The organism is Singulisphaera acidiphila DSM 18658 (assembly GCF_000242455.2).
GTDB lineage: Bacteria > Planctomycetota > Planctomycetia > Isosphaerales > Isosphaeraceae > Singulisphaera > Singulisphaera acidiphila.
Window position 1 is genome coordinate 6,454,603 of record NC_019892.1, and the last position, 17,150, is coordinate 6,471,752.

18 protein-coding genes are annotated in these 17,150 nt (G+C 62.7%); 5 read left to right on the plus strand and 13 right to left on the minus strand.

All coding sequences use genetic code 11. The features are described 5' to 3' along the window. The first annotated feature begins 15 nt into the window (after positions 1-15). A complete protein-coding gene (locus SINAC_RS25330) occupies positions 16-1,209 on the plus strand; it encodes a GtrA family protein (protein WP_015248416.1) in 1,194 nt (397 codons plus the stop codon). Here SINAC_RS25330 and SINAC_RS25335 read toward each other — a convergent pair. From SINAC_RS25335 to SINAC_RS25350, 4 genes are all read right to left on the minus strand, one after another. Continuing rightward, positions 1,182-1,850, minus strand: a complete 669-nt coding sequence (locus SINAC_RS25335) for a hypothetical protein (protein ID WP_020466772.1) — start codon at positions 1,848-1,850, stop codon at positions 1,182-1,184. The two genes, SINAC_RS25330 and SINAC_RS25335, sit on opposite strands and share 28 nt — an antisense overlap. Before the next feature lie 71 nt (positions 1,851-1,921). Further along, complete coding sequence (locus tag SINAC_RS25340) at positions 1,922-2,467, minus strand: ExbD/TolR family protein (RefSeq protein ID WP_015248418.1); 546 nt, start codon at positions 2,465-2,467, stop codon at positions 1,922-1,924. Then, complete coding sequence (locus tag SINAC_RS25345; RefSeq protein WP_015248419.1) at positions 2,464-2,934, minus strand: ExbD/TolR family protein; 471 nt, start codon at positions 2,932-2,934, stop codon at positions 2,464-2,466. The genes SINAC_RS25340 and SINAC_RS25345 overlap by 4 nt, the downstream gene beginning before the upstream one ends. Before the next feature lie 104 nt (positions 2,935-3,038). Further along, positions 3,039-3,854, minus strand: coding sequence for a MotA/TolQ/ExbB proton channel family protein (locus tag SINAC_RS25350; protein WP_015248420.1), 816 nt, complete (start codon positions 3,852-3,854; stop codon positions 3,039-3,041). Positions 3,855-4,255: 401 nt separating this feature from the next. Between SINAC_RS25350 and SINAC_RS25355 the strand changes: the two genes are divergently transcribed. Beyond that, entirely contained in the window at positions 4,256-6,316 is a 2,061-nt protein-coding gene (locus SINAC_RS25355) for an alpha/beta hydrolase family protein (protein WP_015248421.1), read from the plus strand. A 306-nt stretch (positions 6,317-6,622) separates the two neighbouring features. Here SINAC_RS25355 and SINAC_RS25360 read toward each other — a convergent pair whose 3' ends face one another. Next, positions 6,623-7,588 carry an NAD-dependent epimerase/dehydratase family protein gene (locus SINAC_RS25360; RefSeq protein WP_015248422.1) on the minus strand — a complete coding sequence of 322 codons (966 nt, stop codon included), beginning with the start codon at positions 7,586-7,588 and terminating at the stop codon, positions 6,623-6,625. A gap of 333 nt (positions 7,589-7,921) precedes the next feature. On the opposite strand from SINAC_RS25360, the gene SINAC_RS25365 reads away from it, so the two are divergent. Both SINAC_RS25365 and SINAC_RS25370 read left to right on the plus strand, forming a co-directional pair. Further along, complete coding sequence (locus SINAC_RS25365; protein ID WP_015248423.1) at positions 7,922-9,544, plus strand: OprO/OprP family phosphate-selective porin; 1,623 nt, start codon at positions 7,922-7,924, stop codon at positions 9,542-9,544. A 75-nt stretch (positions 9,545-9,619) separates the two neighbouring features. After that, entirely contained in the window at positions 9,620-10,405 is a 786-nt protein-coding gene (locus tag SINAC_RS25370; RefSeq protein ID WP_015248424.1) for a hypothetical protein, read from the plus strand. Between the two features lie 55 nt (positions 10,406-10,460). Here the strand turns inward: SINAC_RS25370 and crcB are convergent, their stop codons facing one another. The 4 genes from crcB to SINAC_RS25390 all read right to left on the minus strand — a co-directional run bounded on the left by crcB (position 10,461) and on the right by SINAC_RS25390 (position 13,472). Further along, positions 10,461-10,844, minus strand: a complete 384-nt coding sequence (crcB, locus tag SINAC_RS25375) for a fluoride efflux transporter CrcB (RefSeq protein ID WP_015248425.1) — start codon at positions 10,842-10,844, stop codon at positions 10,461-10,463. Between the two features lie 75 nt (positions 10,845-10,919). Next, complete coding sequence (locus tag SINAC_RS25380; RefSeq protein ID WP_015248426.1) at positions 10,920-11,591, minus strand: metal-dependent transcriptional regulator; 672 nt, start codon at positions 11,589-11,591, stop codon at positions 10,920-10,922. Between the two features lie 134 nt (positions 11,592-11,725). Then, complete coding sequence (locus SINAC_RS25385; RefSeq protein WP_015248427.1) at positions 11,726-13,030, minus strand: class I SAM-dependent rRNA methyltransferase; 1,305 nt, start codon at positions 13,028-13,030, stop codon at positions 11,726-11,728. A 121-nt stretch (positions 13,031-13,151) separates the two neighbouring features. Further along, positions 13,152-13,472: a hypothetical protein gene (locus SINAC_RS25390; RefSeq protein WP_015248428.1), complete on the minus strand. Its 321-nt coding sequence runs from the start codon at positions 13,470-13,472 to the stop codon at positions 13,152-13,154. Between the two features lie 117 nt (positions 13,473-13,589). On the opposite strand from SINAC_RS25390, the gene SINAC_RS25395 reads away from it, so the two are divergent. Next, positions 13,590-13,964, plus strand: a complete 375-nt coding sequence (locus SINAC_RS25395; protein ID WP_015248429.1) for an ATP-dependent Clp protease adaptor ClpS — start codon at positions 13,590-13,592, stop codon at positions 13,962-13,964. On the opposite strand, the gene SINAC_RS25400 is transcribed toward SINAC_RS25395, so the two are convergent. The 4 genes from SINAC_RS25400 to SINAC_RS25415 all read right to left on the minus strand — a co-directional run bounded on the left by SINAC_RS25400 (position 13,937) and on the right by SINAC_RS25415 (position 17,105). Then, entirely contained in the window at positions 13,937-14,452 is a 516-nt protein-coding gene (locus SINAC_RS25400) for a hypothetical protein (RefSeq protein WP_015248430.1), read from the minus strand. The two genes, SINAC_RS25395 and SINAC_RS25400, sit on opposite strands and share 28 nt — an antisense overlap. A 130-nt stretch (positions 14,453-14,582) precedes the next feature. Further along, complete coding sequence (locus SINAC_RS25405; RefSeq protein ID WP_015248431.1) at positions 14,583-15,452, minus strand: SDR family oxidoreductase; 870 nt, start codon at positions 15,450-15,452, stop codon at positions 14,583-14,585. Next, positions 15,449-15,928 (minus strand): Holliday junction resolvase RuvX, encoded by a 480-nt coding sequence (ruvX, locus tag SINAC_RS25410; protein ID WP_015248432.1) that lies wholly within the window; start codon positions 15,926-15,928, stop codon positions 15,449-15,451. Before ruvX ends, SINAC_RS25405 begins: the two co-directional genes overlap by 4 nt. A 97-nt stretch (positions 15,929-16,025) precedes the next feature. Continuing rightward, positions 16,026-17,105, minus strand: coding sequence for a mannose-1-phosphate guanylyltransferase (locus SINAC_RS25415; RefSeq protein ID WP_015248433.1), 1,080 nt, complete (start codon positions 17,103-17,105; stop codon positions 16,026-16,028). Between the last annotated feature and the right edge of the window lie 45 nt (positions 17,106-17,150).

Genomic DNA, 17,150 nt, shown 5'->3' on the forward strand with positions numbered 1-17,150 from the left:
GAGTTTTGAGATTCTATGGCGAGTGTCAGTCTGATTCTGCCCCTGGCCCCCGGCTCTTTGCTGACCGCCGAAGCGATCGAGAAATTCCGCAAGTGTCTCGAGGGTGCGGGACACACCGTGGATGTCCTCGGAATTGCCGACCCAAGGTCGCCCCATCTTCCGCTCGTGGCCGGTTCCTGGTGGCGCTCGTTGGTGGCGTCGGAGCCTGGGCTGGCCTCGGCTTCGGTGGCCGGACTTCGCCGCGCCAAGGGTGACGTCCTCGTCGTCCTCGATCATGATCGAGGCTACACGCTTGAGGATCTGACCGGGGTGATCGAGCCGATCGAACGGCACGATGCCGACCTGGTCGTTGCGAGCCGAAACGCCTCACGCGGATCTGAGGTTCGGCCTGGTCGCGTCGCTGCTTGGGCCGGCCTGGCGGCTCGGCGGGTCCTGGGGTCGACGGACCCGTTCTCGGGGCTGTTGGCAATCACCCGTGACCTGGCTCGATCGGCCGAGTTGGAGCCGCTTGGCTCCTGCTTCACGCTCGAATTGCTCGCTCGGGCTGGAGGCCAGCGCCAGGACTTGGCGGTGGGCCGAGGCCGGGGTACGACGCGCCGGAGAGTGCAGATTGATGACATTCGGCACCTCAAGCGATTGGGCGATCATAAGTTTGGAAACATCTCGCGCCTGATCCAATTTTGTGTTGTGGGCGCATCGGGCATGGTCGTCGACCTGTCGTGTTACGCCTTGTTCCAGTGGCTTTTCTCCCGAACGAACCTGGCGGCAATGACCGCGCCGGTGGTCGGGGGATCGCTAGCCCTTGCAATGGCCGGAGCCTGTTCCATCGCGCTGGCATTGATCTGGAACTTTTCGCTCAACCGTCGGCTGACCTTCAGCTATGCCCGGCATGGCTCGCTCTTCCATCAGTTCTTCGGCTACGTCTTGAGCAATGCTCTCGGCGTTGCCTTGAGCTTCTCGTTGCGCCTGATCCTCCCGAGGCAGTTCTCTTTCTTCAACCGCCACCGGCTTGCGGCGGCCCTGGTCGGGATTGTCGCGGCGACCGGGATCAGCTTCACGATGGCTCGCTGGTTCGTCTTCGGCCGGCGTTCCGTCAGCCCGGTTGAGTTGCAACCTCAGGATGAGGATGAAGAGAACCTCGGCGAGACGACGCTTGCCGTCGCCGAAGGGGCGGAGCCGGCTCATCTCTCGTCGTTCGAGCCGTCTTGAACGGGATTCTCTGGCGGGGGCGAATCAAACACGGGATCGGCCCCCCACTCCCGGCTCGACACCCGAGAAATGGGCTTCCTGAGGTGCTGCCACGCGATGATGGCGATCGCGACCACCGCGACGGTGAGTCCGAGAAGCCAGTCGTTGACGGTGTTGCCGGATCGCACGACTGGCGGTCGCGCCGTTCGGTGGGGCGAGGTTGGGGGATGAGGTCCGACGATCAAGGGGGCCAGACGCTCCACGTCGGCGCCTTGGTAGCGAATCCGTTTCAAATACGTTCCGACAAACCGGACGTTCTCTTGAACGGGGGGGGATGGCGTGGGGGCGTTCTCCTTCAGAGCGGGGTAGACCCAGCAGAAAGGGTCGCCCGAGGGGGTGACGGCCCACGCCTCAACCAGCGGGGGAAACGTTCCGATGGCCCCCTGACGGAACCGACGGACGATTCGCCCTTCGACCTGGATTCGCGTCCCCGCATACTTCGTGGGATGGTCCCAGAGTTCCCGGAAACGGATCAGAGCGGGTGCAGGTTCCCCGTCGCGAGCCACAAGGGCCCGGCGATAGTCCGCGAGATCGGTCAATGCGAGCGGCGAGTCGTCGCTCCGAGCCCAGGGGAGTACGGAGCCCAGAAGGAGGCAAGTCACGAGCCCTGTGGCTTGTGGCGACCGAAGCCATCGCGAATGCCTTGGACCGGGGCGTTGAGCGATAGGGCGTGTCATGGAGCGCCCCGAGGCATGGGTGAGGCGGGGGCGGGCTGGGTGGCGGGGTCGGTGAGCCGAACCGTGGCTACTCCGGAGGCGCTGCAGACGGCGATGATACGGGCAGCCTCCTCGTAGCGCAGGGCGTCGTCGGCGACGAGCCGGACCCTCAAAGGTCGGTTCTCCATGATCTGGACGTAGCGTCCGAGTCGTTCCCCAAGCGTGGTCAGGTCGGGCTGGACGGCTTCACCGAGGCGGAGCGACTTCAAGTCGCCCAGGTCGTCGGCCTCCGCTCGGATCCAGAGGTCATTTTCGAGGTCGGTGTCGACTCGTCGCGAGGCGGGGGCTTGCCCTTTCCCCTTGGACTCGCTGGGCAGGGCCAGGGGTGAGGCGGGCAGGTCAAGATCGAGGTGGGTCTCCGCCGAGGGGACCTGGAATGTGAGCACGAAAAAGGCGAGGAGCTGGAACGCCATGTCGAGCATGGGTGTGACCGGAAAGGCGACCTCCTCCGGTGGTTGCGGCCGGCGTGACTTTGAGCGGTTCCTCCCAGCAAGCGTGCTCATCGTTCCTTGTTCCTGAGGACGACCAGGCTGAAGTGGGCGAATCCGCGTTCTTGGGCCTCGGCCAAGGTCCGACGCACCATGCCGTAACTCGCATCCTTATCGGCCCGGATCACGACGTTCGTCGCCAGGTCTTCGGTAGGCCCCCCCAGCGTCTCTCGCCCTTCGATGCGCCGTTTGGCCTGATCGGCCCACCAGCGTTGGCTGGCCTTCCCCTCCAAGGGCTCTCCCTCAACCAGCAACTGGCCGTTCCTGTCCAGGCCGACGACGAGTCGATCGATGCCGAGGTCCGACCCCGGTAGCGCCGCCGGCGCGACCGGCAGGCGGATCGACTTGGTCGCGCCCTCAAGTTTGGTTCCGAAGTGAATCAACATCATGAAGAACGTGATGAGTTGGAGGACCACGTCGAGTAGCGGGGTCAGGTTCAGGTTGAACATGTCCCCGCCTCGGTGCCGGATCTTGTACGACATGGGGGCCTCCTTGGGGTCGAAGCGTCAACGGCCGGCGCTCTGCCCTACCAAGACTTGCGGACGATAAAAAGAGGCCGATCATTTCGTGCGACTGTGACTGCGGCTCACTTCTCCGCCACGGGTAATGCCGAGCGCGGGGCCGGCATGACAGCGGTGGCTAACGGGTGCGGAGCCCGGATGCCGGGCGAGAATTGCTCGAGCAACGAGTCGGCCGCCAGAGCCACCTCGAGCGAGAGTCGCGCGATCCGGTTGCGAAAGAGGGCGTAAAAGTAGATGGCCGGGATTGAGAGCGCGATCCCTTCGAGCGTCGCGAACAGGGCCGTCGAAATTCCCGCAGCCAGCGCGCTGGCTTGCGGCGACGACCCGGCCGTGGCGATGACCTGAAAGCTGATGATCATGCCGTAGACCGTACCGACCAGGCCGATCATCGGCCCGAGCGTCCCGACGGTCGCCAGGTACGTGGTGCGATGCTCCATCTCCATCGTCACATCGTCGTTGGCCATTTCCATGGCCTTCTGCGCAGGGGCCATCCCTGCGGGAAGCTTGCGAACCCCGGCGGCGAGCACGCGGGCCAGGAACGAAGTGTCCCCGGCGAGCCTTTGATAGGCCTCAGTGTACTGCTTCTGGGTGAGCAGCTCACCGACTTCGCGAATGAGCCGGTCTGGCAAAGCGACCGGGCGGCGGTACTGTTTTGCCATCCAGGCAATCAGGGCGATCATATAGAACGACATGATCATGATCACGAGGCCGATCGGCCCCGAGGCTCGGATCATCCAGGAGAGAAAGGACTCGCTCCCCTCGCCTGCAACGGCTCCGTCCGCCACCCCAGCCTCTTGGGCCCAGACGGCCAAGGGGGACGTGAGAACCAGGAGACCGGCAAAAGCGAGAGCGGCGACCCAGCGACGGCAGGTCGTTGACATAGAACGCGGATCTCCCCGCCCGTCTCGCACCGGCCTTCCCTTGGCACTCGAGCCTCGGCCGGAATCATCCAGGCTTGACCCAAGCTTAGCCGATTGAGCGAGATCGAACAACTCCGCGACTTGTTCGTTAGGTAGACCCGTGGGCTTGGCGACCCTTTCCATGCGACCGGCCGGCGACCGATCTGCCTGCTCGACCGTTGAAAATGACCCCTGAGGGGCTCCTTGATCTGTCATCCGATATTTCGGATTCACGGCCAGGTTCCTTCGCACCGCCAAGGCGGGATTGTTGCGGCAAGGCGGTAACCCATGCGCTGGGTTCACAGTCCTTGCGATGGGGATGTGGCCCTGATCTAATCCGGGACATCTCTCCGCTCCTACCCCGCCCTCCTCGAGAAAACATCATGTCACGATCACTTGGCTCGCTCATGCTCGCGGGCCTGCTCATGGCGAGCCGGCTTGGTGCTGAGGTCTTGGCTGACGACCGGAAGCCACCGACAAATGATGATTTCGTGTCCAAATCGCTCGCTCGCGAGATCATCGGCCCGCGCCAGACGCTTGTCGAGACGATCCGCGAATGCGAATCCGCGATTCCTCGAATGCACGAGGTCAAGAGTGTCGAGGAGTGGGAAAAAGAAGCTGAGCGGATGAGGTCGGACGCCCTGGCGCACGTCATCTTCCGAGGTGAGGCCGCAGCCTGGCGGAAGGCCAAAGGGAAGGTGGAATGGCTCGACACGATTGAAGGCGGCCCCGGCTATCGGATCAAGAAGGTTCGTTATGAGGCTCTTCCGGGACTCTGGATCCCCGGCTTACTCTATGAGCCGGAATCTCTGACGGGGAAGGTCCCCGTGGTCCTCAACGTCAACGGCCATGACTTCAAGGGGAAGGCGGCCGACTACAAGCAGGTCCGCTGCATTAACTTGGCCAAGCGAGGGATGCTCGCCCTGAACATCGAATGGTTCGGAATGGGGCAGTTTCGCGACGGCAACTATCGCCACGACCTGATCAACCACATCGACCTTTGCGGGGCAGGGGGGATCGCGGCTCACTACCTGGCCATGAGCCGGGGCCTCGACCTTTTGCTTTCGCTCGCTCATGCGGACTCGGAACGGGTCGCCGTCACCGGTCTGTCGGGAGGGGGGTGGCAGACGATCTTCATCAGCGCTTTCGACAAGCGAGTCACCTTGACCAATCCGGTGGCCGGCTACTCGAGCTTCCTCACGAGAACCGAGCATTTCTCCGATCTGGGCGACTCGGAACAGACCCCCTGCGACCTGGCGACCGTGACCGACTACGCGCACATGACAGCGATGATGGCCCCGCGCGCCACCTTGCTTACGTTCAATGCCACGGACAACTGCTGCTTCGCCGCAGGGCATGCACTCCCCCCTCTCTTAAATGCCGCCGCCCCGGTCTTCCGGCTCTACGGCCAGGAGGCGAGACTCCAATCGCACGTCAACACCGACCCTGGCACTCACAACTACCTGCGCGATAATCGTGAGGCCTTCTACAGGATGGTTGGTGAGACCTTCTTCAAGGGGGATGCCGCCTACAGCGCGAAAGAGATTCCCTCCGACACGGAAGTCAAGTCGGCCGAGATCCTCGACGTGGAGCTGCCGGTCGACAATGTGAGCCTGCAGAGTTTGGCTCTCAGCCTGAGCAAAACTCTCCCCAACCGGGCTGAACTTCCCATCACCGAGGCTCAAGGCGTGGCCCGCACGTGGCGAGACGAGGGCCGAAAACGGCTCCGCGATCTCGTCCGCACTCGGCAATATGAAACGAAAGCACGGGCAACAACGCGCGCGGAAGGGGAAGGGGTCAAGGTGACCTCCTGGCGCATTGAGGTCGGTGAATGGTCGGTTCCGGTCGTTGAGCTGACGAAGGGCGAGCCGAGCAAGTCGGTCGTTCTGCTCGCCGATGACGGCCGCAAGGCGTCGGCGGATGAGGCGAAGAAATGGTTGAGCGCAGGCTATCGTGTTCTGGCGGTCGACCCGTTCTCTGTCGGAGAATCGCAGATCGCCGAGCGCGACTATCTGTTCGCCCTCATGCTCTCCGCCGTGGGCAACCGCCCTTTGGGTTTGCAGGCAGGCCAGGTCGCCTCGATCGCCCGGTGGGCAAAAGCCGAACGCCCGGCAGAGCCATTGACGCTGGCCGCCTCGGGTCCGAGGACTGGCGTGATGGCCCTGGTTGCCGCCGCTCTGGAAGAGGCCGCGATCGATGACGTCGTGCTTCGTGCTCCGCTGGGAAGTCTCAAGGAGTTGATCGAGACCAAGCAGGAATACCGTCTTTCCCCCGAACTCTTCTGCTTCGGACTGCTCGAAGACTTTGATGTGGCGCAGCTTGCCGCCCTCGTCGTCCCTCGGAGGGTGACGATTCACCAGCCCAACGAGCGAGCCAGGAAGGAATTGGGGGGGCTTGGGGCGTGGTATAAGGCTTGGGGAGCGGACTGGGAGCCGCTTCATTGATTTGGAGTTTGTCCGACCCGGAAGGCACGGGGGCCGCCTCTGGGATTGCAGGATCGGGTGCTAAGCCGCCTGAGCGTTAAGGTGAGACTTGAACCGTTGGTCGCAGCATTTCTTTTAGGGGTTACTGGGTCGCCGTGGTTGCAAACCACGGCGACCCAGAAAAAAAGGAAATCGGATACCAAGAGACTATTGTTGTAAGAATAGAGATTCAATAGGTGATGATTTTTATGTTTGTGGAATTTGATGTCATTCCTGTTGTGTGGGGTGCTAAGAATTAAGGTTTCAGGCTGTTTCCAGGGGACGACTTTATTGTCTCATTCCGCTGGCGATTTCTTCGAGTTTCTCTTTGAATCCCGTGCGGCAGGTGAAGCCCAGGCGTCGCGTGGCGTGTTCGGCGTCGTAGACGCGATCGATCGACGGGAACATGCTCCAGCCGAGTCGTGTGTACAGGTCTTGATAGTGGGGGAAGTAACGCGCGACGACAGCGGGGGCGTCGGTGATGAGTTCGGCGCAATCCTGCGGCGAGAATGGGGTCGGTGCCGAGACGATGAATCGATCGAAGCCGAGTTCCGGGGCGTTTCCGAGGGCCGCCACATGGGCTTCGGCGGCATCTTCGACGGTGAGTCGCCGGAAGAGCAACTCGTTGACCTTTGTGTTCGGGTCCGACTGCGGAATCGCATGCGCCATGTCGTCCTCTTCCGGGAAGAACCGGGCCGTTCGGAGTATGACCACCGGCAATCGGTGCGACTCGTGGAATATCCGGCACAGATGCTCAGCCGCGAGCTTTGTCACCCCGTAGATGTTGCGGGGGCGGAGCGGTTGCATCATCTCGGTGATCCAAGCCGCCTGCTTTGCCCCGGAGGCAGCGCCGGCACGAATCTCCCCCGAGATCATTAGCGACGTCGTTGAGGTGAAGACGAAACGGTCGACCGTCGATCCCGGCGCGACTGCGGCTTCGAGCAGGTTGAGCGTCCCCTGGATGTTCACGGCCACGAAGTCCGTTGTGCTGTGGGTCTCAATGTTCGGTTTGTGCAGGGCCCCGGCATGGATGATCGCCTCGACGCCGTGGGAGCGGATTGTCCTGCGAATCAAATCTGGATCGGTGACGGAACCAAGCACCCGGGTGGTTTTCGCTGGCGCCAGATCGAGACCGATCACGGCATGGCCGTCCCGCTCCAGCCGAGGTACCAGTGTCCGACCGAGCCAGCCCGAAGAACCGGTCACAAGAATTCGCATCGGATTGATCCGGGGATCTCCTGGATTTGTGTGCATGAATTCGGTCTCCACTCACCCCGACGAACGATGGCGCGAAGCTCCTCAACCTCTCGAGTCTGCAAGTCGGTCGGACGATTAGACACCGGCCTGGGCCCTTGGTTCGCCCGCTTCGTCTTTGCCCTTGATCGGAGAGTTTCCTCCGTTAAATACACCGAAGACACGGTTCTCACGTTTGGTAACGTGGGTTCAGGACGTCGGATTCGCGAGAGGTCTCGGAATTTTTCTTGTTTTTCGTAAAGAAGAGCGTTTCAACATGCTGATATTGGGAGACAACAGAAGGATCTGTGTCTGGGGCATGATGCGCCCGGTCTCCAAGGACGACGGTTGCGGATGCGTCAAACGATCACCCGCTGCCGGAATCGCCTCACCTTTGGTCTTTGGCTCACCATTCTGGGAGGGGGGCACTGGGTAGAAAGCTCGGCCTGTGCCCAAGAGCCCACGCCCAAGGCGGCCGTCTCCCCGTCGCCCGCCGTCGAGGAGCGACTCCGACGCCTTGAGGAGGTCAACGCCCGCCTGCTCGAGCGACTCGACCGTGACCGAGACGAGTCGGCCCAGCGGTATCGTGTGTTGGAAGAGCGTTATCGTGAACTCCAGCGCCGGCTAGGCGAGCCTCCTGCCACTCCCGCTCTCAAGGCGGACGTCCCACCCGAGACTGGCGAGGCGACCGCCCGCCGTTCGCACCTTGGCCGGCCCGGCGAGTTGGGGAAGGCCTTGTCGGTCCGCGAGCTTCCCCTGAAAGCTCGGTTCGCCGACGGGTTCCAACTCGCGTCGGAAGACGAGGAATTCGACCTTCGGTTTCACGTCCTCAACCAGACCGATGCCGAGGTTTTCGCTCCCAATAACCGCACGTTTGGTAAAAGCGGCCTGTATATCCCTCGGGTTCGTCTCTACCTCGAGGGGCGGCTGACCAAGCTTTGGGACTACGAAGTCTCGCTCCAGCGCAGCCTTGAGGGTTCGTGGGACCTCCTCGACGGCAATGTGAACTTCCACCCGTCGGATGCGTTTCAGGTGAAGTTCGGCCGCCAGCTTGTCCCGTACAGCTACGACTGGTTTGACCACCTCGAGCAATACTTCATTGCGCCTGAGCGTGCGCTCTTTCCCCTCAACTTTGGCCTTTCGCGTCAGGCCGGCTTGATGGGCTGGGGACATGCCCGGGAGGGGAAGCTGGATTGGGCGCTCGGCGTGTTCAACGGGCACCTCACCGGGCTGGCCGACAACAACCCGAATCTCGAGGGGGTCGGCTACTTGAATTTCCGGCCGTTCCTGGGCTCGGAACAGTTCCCCGCTCTGCACCATCTGAACGTGGGCGCGTCCGGTTCGATCGGCGAGATCACACGCAACGATACTCCGCTCCCCATGAGGACCTCCGTGCAGTCCTCCGATAATGACGAAGCGGCCGAGGATGCCTCGGCCGTTTTCCTCGCCTTCAACAAGGGCACGGTCTACCAGGGAGCCCGCCGATTCGCCGCCGTTCACCTGGCCTACTACTATCACGGACTCTCATTCGAGTCGGAGTGGAACATCGGCCGGTTTCAGATGACCCGGCCTGGCCTGGGGAACAAGCCTGAGATCCCGGTGGGGGGCTTCCACACGACCCTCTCCTACTTTCTGACCGGCGAGCAGATCGAGCGGCGCACGGTCGTTCAACCTCTCAGGCCGTTCCAACCTTTTCACGGCGAATGGGGGCTTGGTGCCTTCGAGCCGTTCATTCGCTACAGTCAGTTGAACCTGGGAGAGAACCTTTTCACCGAAGGACTGGCCGAGGGCCGCCTCTGGTCCAACGACGCGGGCATGATCGACCTGGGGATGAATTGGTATCCGAACCGCTGGGTCAAGTTCTACCTGACCTGGCAGCACGCGATGTTTGGGTCACCCGTCCTGGTCAATGAGGCGAAGAATACCTTTAGTCGTGACATGAACCTGTTCTGGGTTCGCGGCCAGGTCTACTTCTGAGGTACGAAGCGGTTCAGGCTCTACGGGGGCGTAGAGCCTGGTAACATCGTGGAGAAGAGAATTGAAGAGGGTGTTATGACTGACCGGACGGAGATTCTCGGGCCCAATGGAGACAATCACCAGGAGGCTGAGGAATTCCTCCAGCGAATGGTGGTCTCCCTGGTCGTCGCCAAAGTGCGACAGCATCGATCCGAGGGCCTCGGTGACGAGGCGATTCGTCGGTCTGTTCTGGCCATCGCTCTCGATCGGGCGTCCGGCATCGGCGAAGCCGATTTGGATTCGGAACACCGACGAGAAATGATGATTTCATGGGTTGAGCGGGCCCTTGACGATGCTCTGGCCGACCCCTGGCCGGATGACTTCTCAGAACCGTTTCGCCGGATCACCGATCGCGTAGAGGGTGAGCCGATCTTGCTGGCCAATGGAGAGGCGTGGACTTTCCCTCGGCTCGACTTGCGGAAGTTTCCACGAATCCTGGCCGATGGCAGTATCGACCTTCAATATGGGTGGATCCAAGACCCGGACGGCACCGATCTGCTCACCGAGTTGATCTGGATCGACAACGGTCGCTCCGACCCGGGGACCGTCCTACCCCACTTGATGGCCGTAAGCACACTGCTTTTGCGGCGGAATTACAGCCTGACGGTATCGGAGTGCCGCCAACTGATGCCGATCGATCCGGAAAACCCGGAGTGCGTCGGTGCGTTGATCGCTCTGGCCCCCGAAGAAATTCCGACAGGCTTAGGCTTGCCCGTTGCCTCCAGGCCGATCGCGGAACTGACGGAGGGGATCGTCACGGCGCTGCTGACGTTGCTGGCCCCCGTCATTGAGGATATCCGGAAGGTCAGCGCCGAGGATTGAGGTGGGATGGTGGAGCTCACCCGGTTGACTTTCCACGGCTGGGGGCTTGTCCCTTTCAGCCGATGCTTCGGCCGAGTGCCATGCCCACAATGACGGCCACGAGTCCGGCCGCTGCGCTCCCCAAGAAGTAGGCGCAGGCACGGAGCGCTTCCCCCCGCTCCCAGAGGAGCATCGATTCGATCATGTACGAGGAAAAGGTCGTATAACCGCCGAGGAATCCGGTCACGATGAGGAGACGGAGGCGAGGGGAGGGGAGCCAGCGATCGAGCGCCATCGCCAAGAAGCCGATGGCGAACGAGCCGCTGACGTTGATCAGGAACGTGCCCCAGGGGAAGTGGTGGCCGGCCCAATTCCGGACCCAGATACCCACAAAGTGGCGGGCATTGACCCCGATCGCACCCCCCACGGTCAGGACCAGAATGGTGGCCCAGCGCTCCAACAGGCACGCTCCTTTTCCGTTTCGCGGCTTACCTGGCTTGCCAGCTTCGATCGCGGCGATCGAGCGAGGGATTCTTTAAGGGGCGGCTTGAGGTGCGACCAGGACCTTCGTGGCGGCGTCATGGCCCAGGGCTACCGACCGATTCGCGAGGCGAATGACCAGAGCACCCGCCTCGGGCCGGTTCTCGGCCAGTTCGCCGAGGGCGTGCAAGTCGAGTCCGCATTCGCTCAGGTAGCGGAGGAAGGCGGGATCCTGGTCAACGACCCGGACGACGCGGAACTGCTGGCCACGGGGAAGGCGGGCCAGCGGGATCCCCTCGGGTTCCTTGAGCGAGCCATCCGCGCTTGGGATCGGGTCGCCGTGGGGGTCGACGCTCGGATGCCCGAGGAAGGCGTCGATGCGGTCGATGAGCCGCTCGGAGGCCGCGTGCTCCATGTGCTCGGCCTCCTCGTGAACCTCGTCCCAGGGCATTTTCAGGGTTTCGACGAGGAACAGTTCGAGCAGGCGATGGCGGCGGATGACCTTCATCGCGAGCCGTTGCCCCGATGCCGTCAGCCTCGCCCCTTCATAGGGCGTATAAGTGGCCAGGCTTGCCTCGGAGAGGGTTTTTAGCATCCCTGTCACCGTCCCTGGCGAGACGTTCAGGGCATGGGCCAACTCACCGGTCGCGACGGCGGCATCGGCCCGGTCGCGGGCGGCAATCTGGGCGATCGCCTTGACGTAATTCTCAACGGTCAAGCTGGGCACGACGAACCCTCGATCACAGCGCGGAGCGACACGTAAGCTCTCCGAATTGGAGCAACCCGGTGGGGACTTCTTCATCCTACGCAAGGCAGGCCGAGGCCGGAAGAGACGTTGGCCTCTTCCGATCCCAGGTTCCGTCAATCGAGCTCGATCCGGTCATCGTCTTCGAAGGTCGACGACCCGACAACCCCGGTTTTCTCTCCCATCCGAAGCCAGACCCCTTTGAGGTAGGCCCCCTCGAGAGCGTCGAGCCCGACGGGATGGTCCGGCGAGGCACCTGTGACGGCCAGGACTTGCGCCGATCGACCCGCCTTGCGGGCTGCGGCCCGGAGCAGATGGAGGAATTCTTCGGGAGGGAGCAAGCCCGAGCAGGAGCAGGTCAGCAGGAAGCCCCCCGGCTCGACCACGCTCATGGCCAGGAAGTTCATGTCGAAATATTTCTGCTTGCCCGTCGCGATGTCGAGCCGTCCCGGAATGAGCTTGGGAGGGTCGAGGACGACGACGCCGAACGCTCGCTCATTGACCCTCATCTGCCTCAAGTAGCCAAATGCGTCGGCATGGACGTAGGTGGGGCGCACTTGGTTGAGGTTGCCGTTGTCGCGTGCCCGCGCGATGGCCTTCTCATCGAGGTCCACCCCGGTGACCTCCGTGGCCCCCCCCTTGGTGAGGGCGGAGATCCCAAACCCGCCCGTGTAGCAGCAGACGTCGAGCATTGTCCGGCCGGGAGTGTAACGGAGCAGGGCCTGGCGGTTCTCGCGTTGGTCGCAGAAGAAACCGGTCTTGTGACTCCCTTCGAAGACGACCCGGTATCGGACTCCATTCTCCTGGATCGTTACGCGGGGCGGCAGCTTCGGGCTGACGACGGGCCGACCCGAGAAGTCCTCGGCCATGGCAATCCGTTCGTCGACGTTGACGCGGACGTGTTTCGTTCCGAGCCGTTCGGCGATCAGTGAGAGGATAGGCCCGATCCGCTGATACATACCGAGGCTGAAGATTTCGGCTGAGAGCACGTCGTCGAACCGGTCAACGATCAGGCCGGAAAGCCCGTCACCCTCGGCATGGAGCACGCGGTATGCATTTGTGACCGCGTCGAGGCTGAGGGTCTCTCGTCTCAAGGCGATGGCCCGGTCGATCCGGTTCGTCCAGAAGGCCAGGGTCGGGGGGTCGACCCCTTGGGAGAGTAGTCGGAGGCTGATCTGCGAGCGACCGTTCCAGAGGCCGAAGCCCAGGGGAAGATTTTCGCGATCGACGACGCGGACGATGTCGCCGTCCATGGGACGGCTCCCTCCGACCGGTCCGATCACCATTTTTCGATAGACGAACGGATGGTATCCCGGCGACCGAACCGCCACGACGGGGAGATCCCCCGAGGTTTCCAGGCTCCGGTCGGGCATGGGAGTGAGAGACGGAACCTCGGCGGGAGGGCGTTGCGGACGGATCATTCTCAAAGGCTCAAGGAGATAGATAGGGCGCTGCGATCAATCGTCAAGAATGGGCTTCAATAGTCGTCGCCGGGCCTCTTCGGCAAGTGCGCGAGGCCCGGGCGAGGAACGCTCAAGGGATTCACGACTCGTCGTCGCCGAGATCGTCATCATCGTCGCCCGTAAAGTCGTTGCGGGCCACTCGTCTGAGTCGGACGAGCAGGGACGTGGCGTAGCGTTGGACCGCGAGTTGCTTGGTCATCACCGACTCGTCGGCCGCCGCGAGCGGAATTGCCCCGACCAGCCGATGGCACTGCGCCAAACTTTCCCAGCCGATTTTGAGGACACTCGGTGCTTTGTCGGGATTGCCTCGGACCATGCGGAGCGCTTGTCGGGCTTTCTTCAATCCGGCCTGGGCTTGGTGAAGTTGCCGCAGGGCCGTACCGGAACTCATCTCGGACATCGATTCTCCTCAACGCCGCCAGACGATAAAGCGTTGCCATTTACGAAAGAGACGGCGCTCAGGATATAGTAGTCAGATCGTCCCCTTCGCTTCAATCACAAGTCCGGGAGCCGCCCGATGAGCGACACCCAAGAAAACGATATGACCTTGGAAGAACCGGTTGTCACGACGGAGACCGAACCCAAGTCAAAAACGGACACGACGACCAAGACGCGCCGTCAGCCCCCGTATCACGTCATCATTCTGAACGATGAGGAACATACCTTTGAGTATGTGATCGAGCTGCTGACGAAGCTCTTTGGCCATCCGTTGAACACGGCCACGGAGTTGACCTGGCGGATCCACAACTCGGGTCGTGCCATCGTGTATACGACCCACCGGGAGAAGGCCGAGCTCAAATGTGAGCAGGTCCTCGGATTCGGCGCCGATCCAAGGATGGCCATCTCCAAAGGGCCGCTCGGCTGTTACATCGAGCCCGCGCCAATCGATTGAACGACGGGCATCACCCGTTCCTTGATCTCCTCGACGGACTGCTTGGCCGCGTCGCTGACATCGTTCATCGTCAGGCCAAGCGTTTCGGTTCCCAACTTGAGTGCGAAGTAGTCTTCGGCCACACCCAGGACCGCGTCGGGAATTCTGAGGACTGTGGAACCCGTGACCCGGAGCATCGGGGCGATCGTGGCAACTCCGGCAGCCACGACGGCTCCCATGGGCGCGGCCCACGGATCTTCGTCGCCATCCTCACGCATGCTCTCCATTGCGACCCAGGCCCCCGAGATGGCATGCGGGATCAACAAGGGGAGGCTTCTCCGACTCGGAACGAACCCGACCTTGTCGAGAACCATCTCCCCAATCGCTGCGGCGACCCAATGGCTCGCGTCCGGCTTACGTTGAGCCGTCTTCAGCAGCGCGGGACCGAGCGCCGCCTTCAGTCCGCTGAGAACCGCCAGCTTCATTGCCTTCTCAAACGAGGCCGTCATGATTGCTTCCTCCAGATCGAGCCAGGAGACTCAAGCCGAACGCGGACGATGAACCTGGTCATCGTCTCGTGCGTCGGCGATTGATTAGGCACGACATGCAAGAGGCGGGCCGTCAGCTGAGATTTTCCTCTCAGGAGGCGGCGATGGCAGCGGGAACGCCGCTTTGGATATCGGGGAAGGTCAGCTCCACCTGGAGCTCAGACCGGATCCGCCGATTTGAGATCCGCTTGTTTGATTCCTCTCGCGCGGCAGCCGGGTTGTCCGGAGTCAAGGCGGTAAACCGAGGGGGGGCGATCCCCAGCAGGGTCGTGACGAGGTTGTAGAACTCCTTGCGCTCGGCCGGACGATCGTCGCTCACGTGGTAGATTCGGCCGGGTTCGCCCCGATCGAGGGTGGCGACCGCCAAGCTTGCGGCGTCGTCGATGTGGATCAGGTTGAGAAACTTGGTCGGGTCGCCGGTGATCGGCTCGTTTCGTGCCAGGCTCGCCTTGCGCGGAATCCGATGGGGACCGTACAGGCCGGAACAGCGGATCACGACGGGATTCAGGTTCCGTCCCGGCCCCAGACGTCGCGTGACCGCTTCGGCGTCGAGGCAGACGCGGCCGGATTCGTGGGCCGGCTCGGCGGCATCGTCCTCGAAGATCCAGCCCCCGTCGTTACGGCCGTAGACTCCGGTGGAGCTCACATAGACGAACTGGTCGGGGGTCCCTGGGAAGTGCTCGAGAAAGTTGCGGACCCCTTCGACGTAGACCGTCCGCATTGAGTCGGCACCCGACCGGTCGAAGCCGACACAGTAGAGCACGCGGTCGACGTCGGGCAGGGCCGCCAGTGAGTCGGTCGCGAGCACGTTCGCGATCACCGGTTCGATACCCGCTTCCAGCAGGCTCGCTGCGCGGGCGGGGGAGCGAACCGTGCCGTAGACGGTTTCGCCCCGGGCCGCCAGGAGCTTGCCGGCGCGCTGGCCAAGATAGCCGCAACCGACGATCAGAGTACGGCTCAAGACTCCTCCTCGACATCAACATCAACAGGGTCGGCCAGAGGGGTGGCCGGCAGTTCGGTCTCGGGACAGCCGGCGTCGAGGTAGTTCTGGAGCAGGATCTGTGCGGCGAGCATGTCGCGGTAGCCTTTTCGTTTGTGCCGCTTCATGCCGATGGCGATGAGGGCGTCTTCCGCTTCGGACGACGTGTAGCGTTCGTCGTAGTAGAGGACCGGCAGGCCCGTCGCATTGGCGATCCAGGTGCCGAAGGTTCGCGCCTTGGAGGCCGACGTTCCCTCGCGCCCCCCGGTGTGTAGGGGGAGTCCGATCACGATCCGATCCACCTCGTGTTCGCTCACCAGGTTCTTATAGTGGCGCGCGTCTTGTGCGAGGTCGGTCCGCTCGTGGACTTCGAGCGGGGTGGCGATCATCCGCCTCGGATCACTGACCGCGGCTCCGACCCGCTTGGTACCGAAATCGAGGCCAAGAATCCGGGGCATGACCGACTCCGAACACGAGGAATGACCTGAAAAATGAACCGGCCAAGCCTCGTGCTAGCATGTTTTCCTGAGTGGTGATGTAGCCGGCAGGCTCCGATCAAAGCAGTGACCCGAAACCGCCTTTATCCAGGCCTTCGACGAGCGCTTTGAGCTTATCGAGCTGGTCTTTTCGGGCGACCAGGGTCGCGCCTCCGGACTGGACGATGACCAGGTCATCCACACCCAGGGTCGCGATCACTCCCCCATCGTCGGAGACGATGATACTGCCCGTCGTGTCGTTGGCGAAGACCTTCCCCTGGGTCGTGTTCCCCTGGTCGTCCGGTGGGACGAGGGCGGTCAGGGCCCGCCAGTCACCGACGTCGTTCCAGTCGTAGACGACTTCGAGGACCCGGACGTTGGTCGCCTTCTCCATGACCGCCTTGTCGATCGGCACCTTCTCCATCAGCGGGTATTCGCGGGCGACCGTCTCTTCCTCGTCGGCCGTGCCGAGCGCCTGGCCGACGCGGTCGAGCGCGGCGGCGAGGACCGGACGATGGGTCTGCAAAGCGTCGAGGATGGCGCGGGCCCGCCAGACGAAGATGCCCGAGTTCCAGGCGAACCGCCCTTCGGCGAGGAATCGTTCGGCGGTTTCCCGATCCGGCTTTTCGCGAAACTGAGCCACCCGATGGAGTGCGATCCCCGCTTTCGAGGGGAGCGCTTCGCCCCTCTCGATGTATCCGTAGCCCGTCTCGGGGTGAGTCGGCTTGATGCCGAAGGTGACGAACGCCGAGGGATCGGCGTCGATTACGGAGACCGCCGCGCTGACGGTTGTAAGAAACTTTTCGCGAGGCTCGATCACGTGGTCGGCCGGCATGACGATCATCGTGCCGTCGGCGTCTTTCCGGGCCACGATCTCGGCGGCCAGCCCGACGCAAGGGCCGGTATCGCGCGGACAGGGCTCGGCGACCACGTTCTCGGGGGGAAGTTGGGGCAACTGCGCGCGGACCGCGTCGGCCTGGTCGCTGCCGGTGATAATCAGGGTCCGCTCGGGGGTGACCAGCGGGGCGATCCGGGCGACGGTCTGTTGGAGCATCGTTGCGTCACCGTAGAGGCGAAGCAACTGTTTGGGGCGGTTGCGTCGGCTCTTGGGCCAGAAGCGGGTCCCACTTCCTCCGGCCATGACCACAGCGTGAAGCATCGCGACTCTGTTCTCCTGGTGCTCGGCGGTCCAGCGAAACCATAA

Excerpts from the sequence above, each read along its gene's own strand:
- SINAC_RS25415 (WP_015248433.1), bottom strand. The coding sequence starts at position 17,105 with ATGCTTCACGCTGTGGTCATGGCCGGAGGAAGTGGGACCCGCTTCTGG.
- ruvX (WP_015248432.1), bottom strand. The coding sequence starts at position 15,928 with ATGCCCCGGATTCTTGGCCTCGATTTCGGTACCAAGCGGGTCGGAGCC.
- SINAC_RS25385 (WP_015248427.1), bottom strand. The coding sequence starts at position 13,030 with ATGATCCGTCCGCAACGCCCTCCCGCCGAGGTTCCGTCTCTCACTCCC.
- SINAC_RS25390 (WP_015248428.1), bottom strand. The coding sequence starts at position 13,472 with ATGTCCGAGATGAGTTCCGGTACGGCCCTGCGGCAACTTCACCAAGCC.
- SINAC_RS25400 (WP_015248430.1), bottom strand. The coding sequence starts at position 14,452 with ATGACGGCCTCGTTTGAGAAGGCAATGAAGCTGGCGGTTCTCAGCGGA.
- SINAC_RS25395 (WP_015248429.1), top strand. The coding sequence starts at position 13,590 with ATGAGCGACACCCAAGAAAACGATATGACCTTGGAAGAACCGGTTGTC.
- SINAC_RS25370 (WP_015248424.1), top strand. The coding sequence starts at position 9,620 with ATGACTGACCGGACGGAGATTCTCGGGCCCAATGGAGACAATCACCAG.
- SINAC_RS25365 (WP_015248423.1), top strand. The coding sequence starts at position 7,922 with ATGCGTCAAACGATCACCCGCTGCCGGAATCGCCTCACCTTTGGTCTT.
- SINAC_RS25340 (WP_015248418.1), bottom strand. The coding sequence starts at position 2,467 with ATGAGCACGCTTGCTGGGAGGAACCGCTCAAAGTCACGCCGGCCGCAA.
- SINAC_RS25345 (WP_015248419.1), bottom strand. The coding sequence starts at position 2,934 with ATGTCGTACAAGATCCGGCACCGAGGCGGGGACATGTTCAACCTGAAC.
- SINAC_RS25350 (WP_015248420.1), bottom strand. The coding sequence starts at position 3,854 with ATGTCAACGACCTGCCGTCGCTGGGTCGCCGCTCTCGCTTTTGCCGGT.
- SINAC_RS25355 (WP_015248421.1), top strand. The coding sequence starts at position 4,256 with ATGTCACGATCACTTGGCTCGCTCATGCTCGCGGGCCTGCTCATGGCG.
- SINAC_RS25360 (WP_015248422.1), bottom strand. The coding sequence starts at position 7,588 with ATGCACACAAATCCAGGAGATCCCCGGATCAATCCGATGCGAATTCTT.
- SINAC_RS25330 (WP_015248416.1), top strand. The coding sequence starts at position 16 with ATGGCGAGTGTCAGTCTGATTCTGCCCCTGGCCCCCGGCTCTTTGCTG.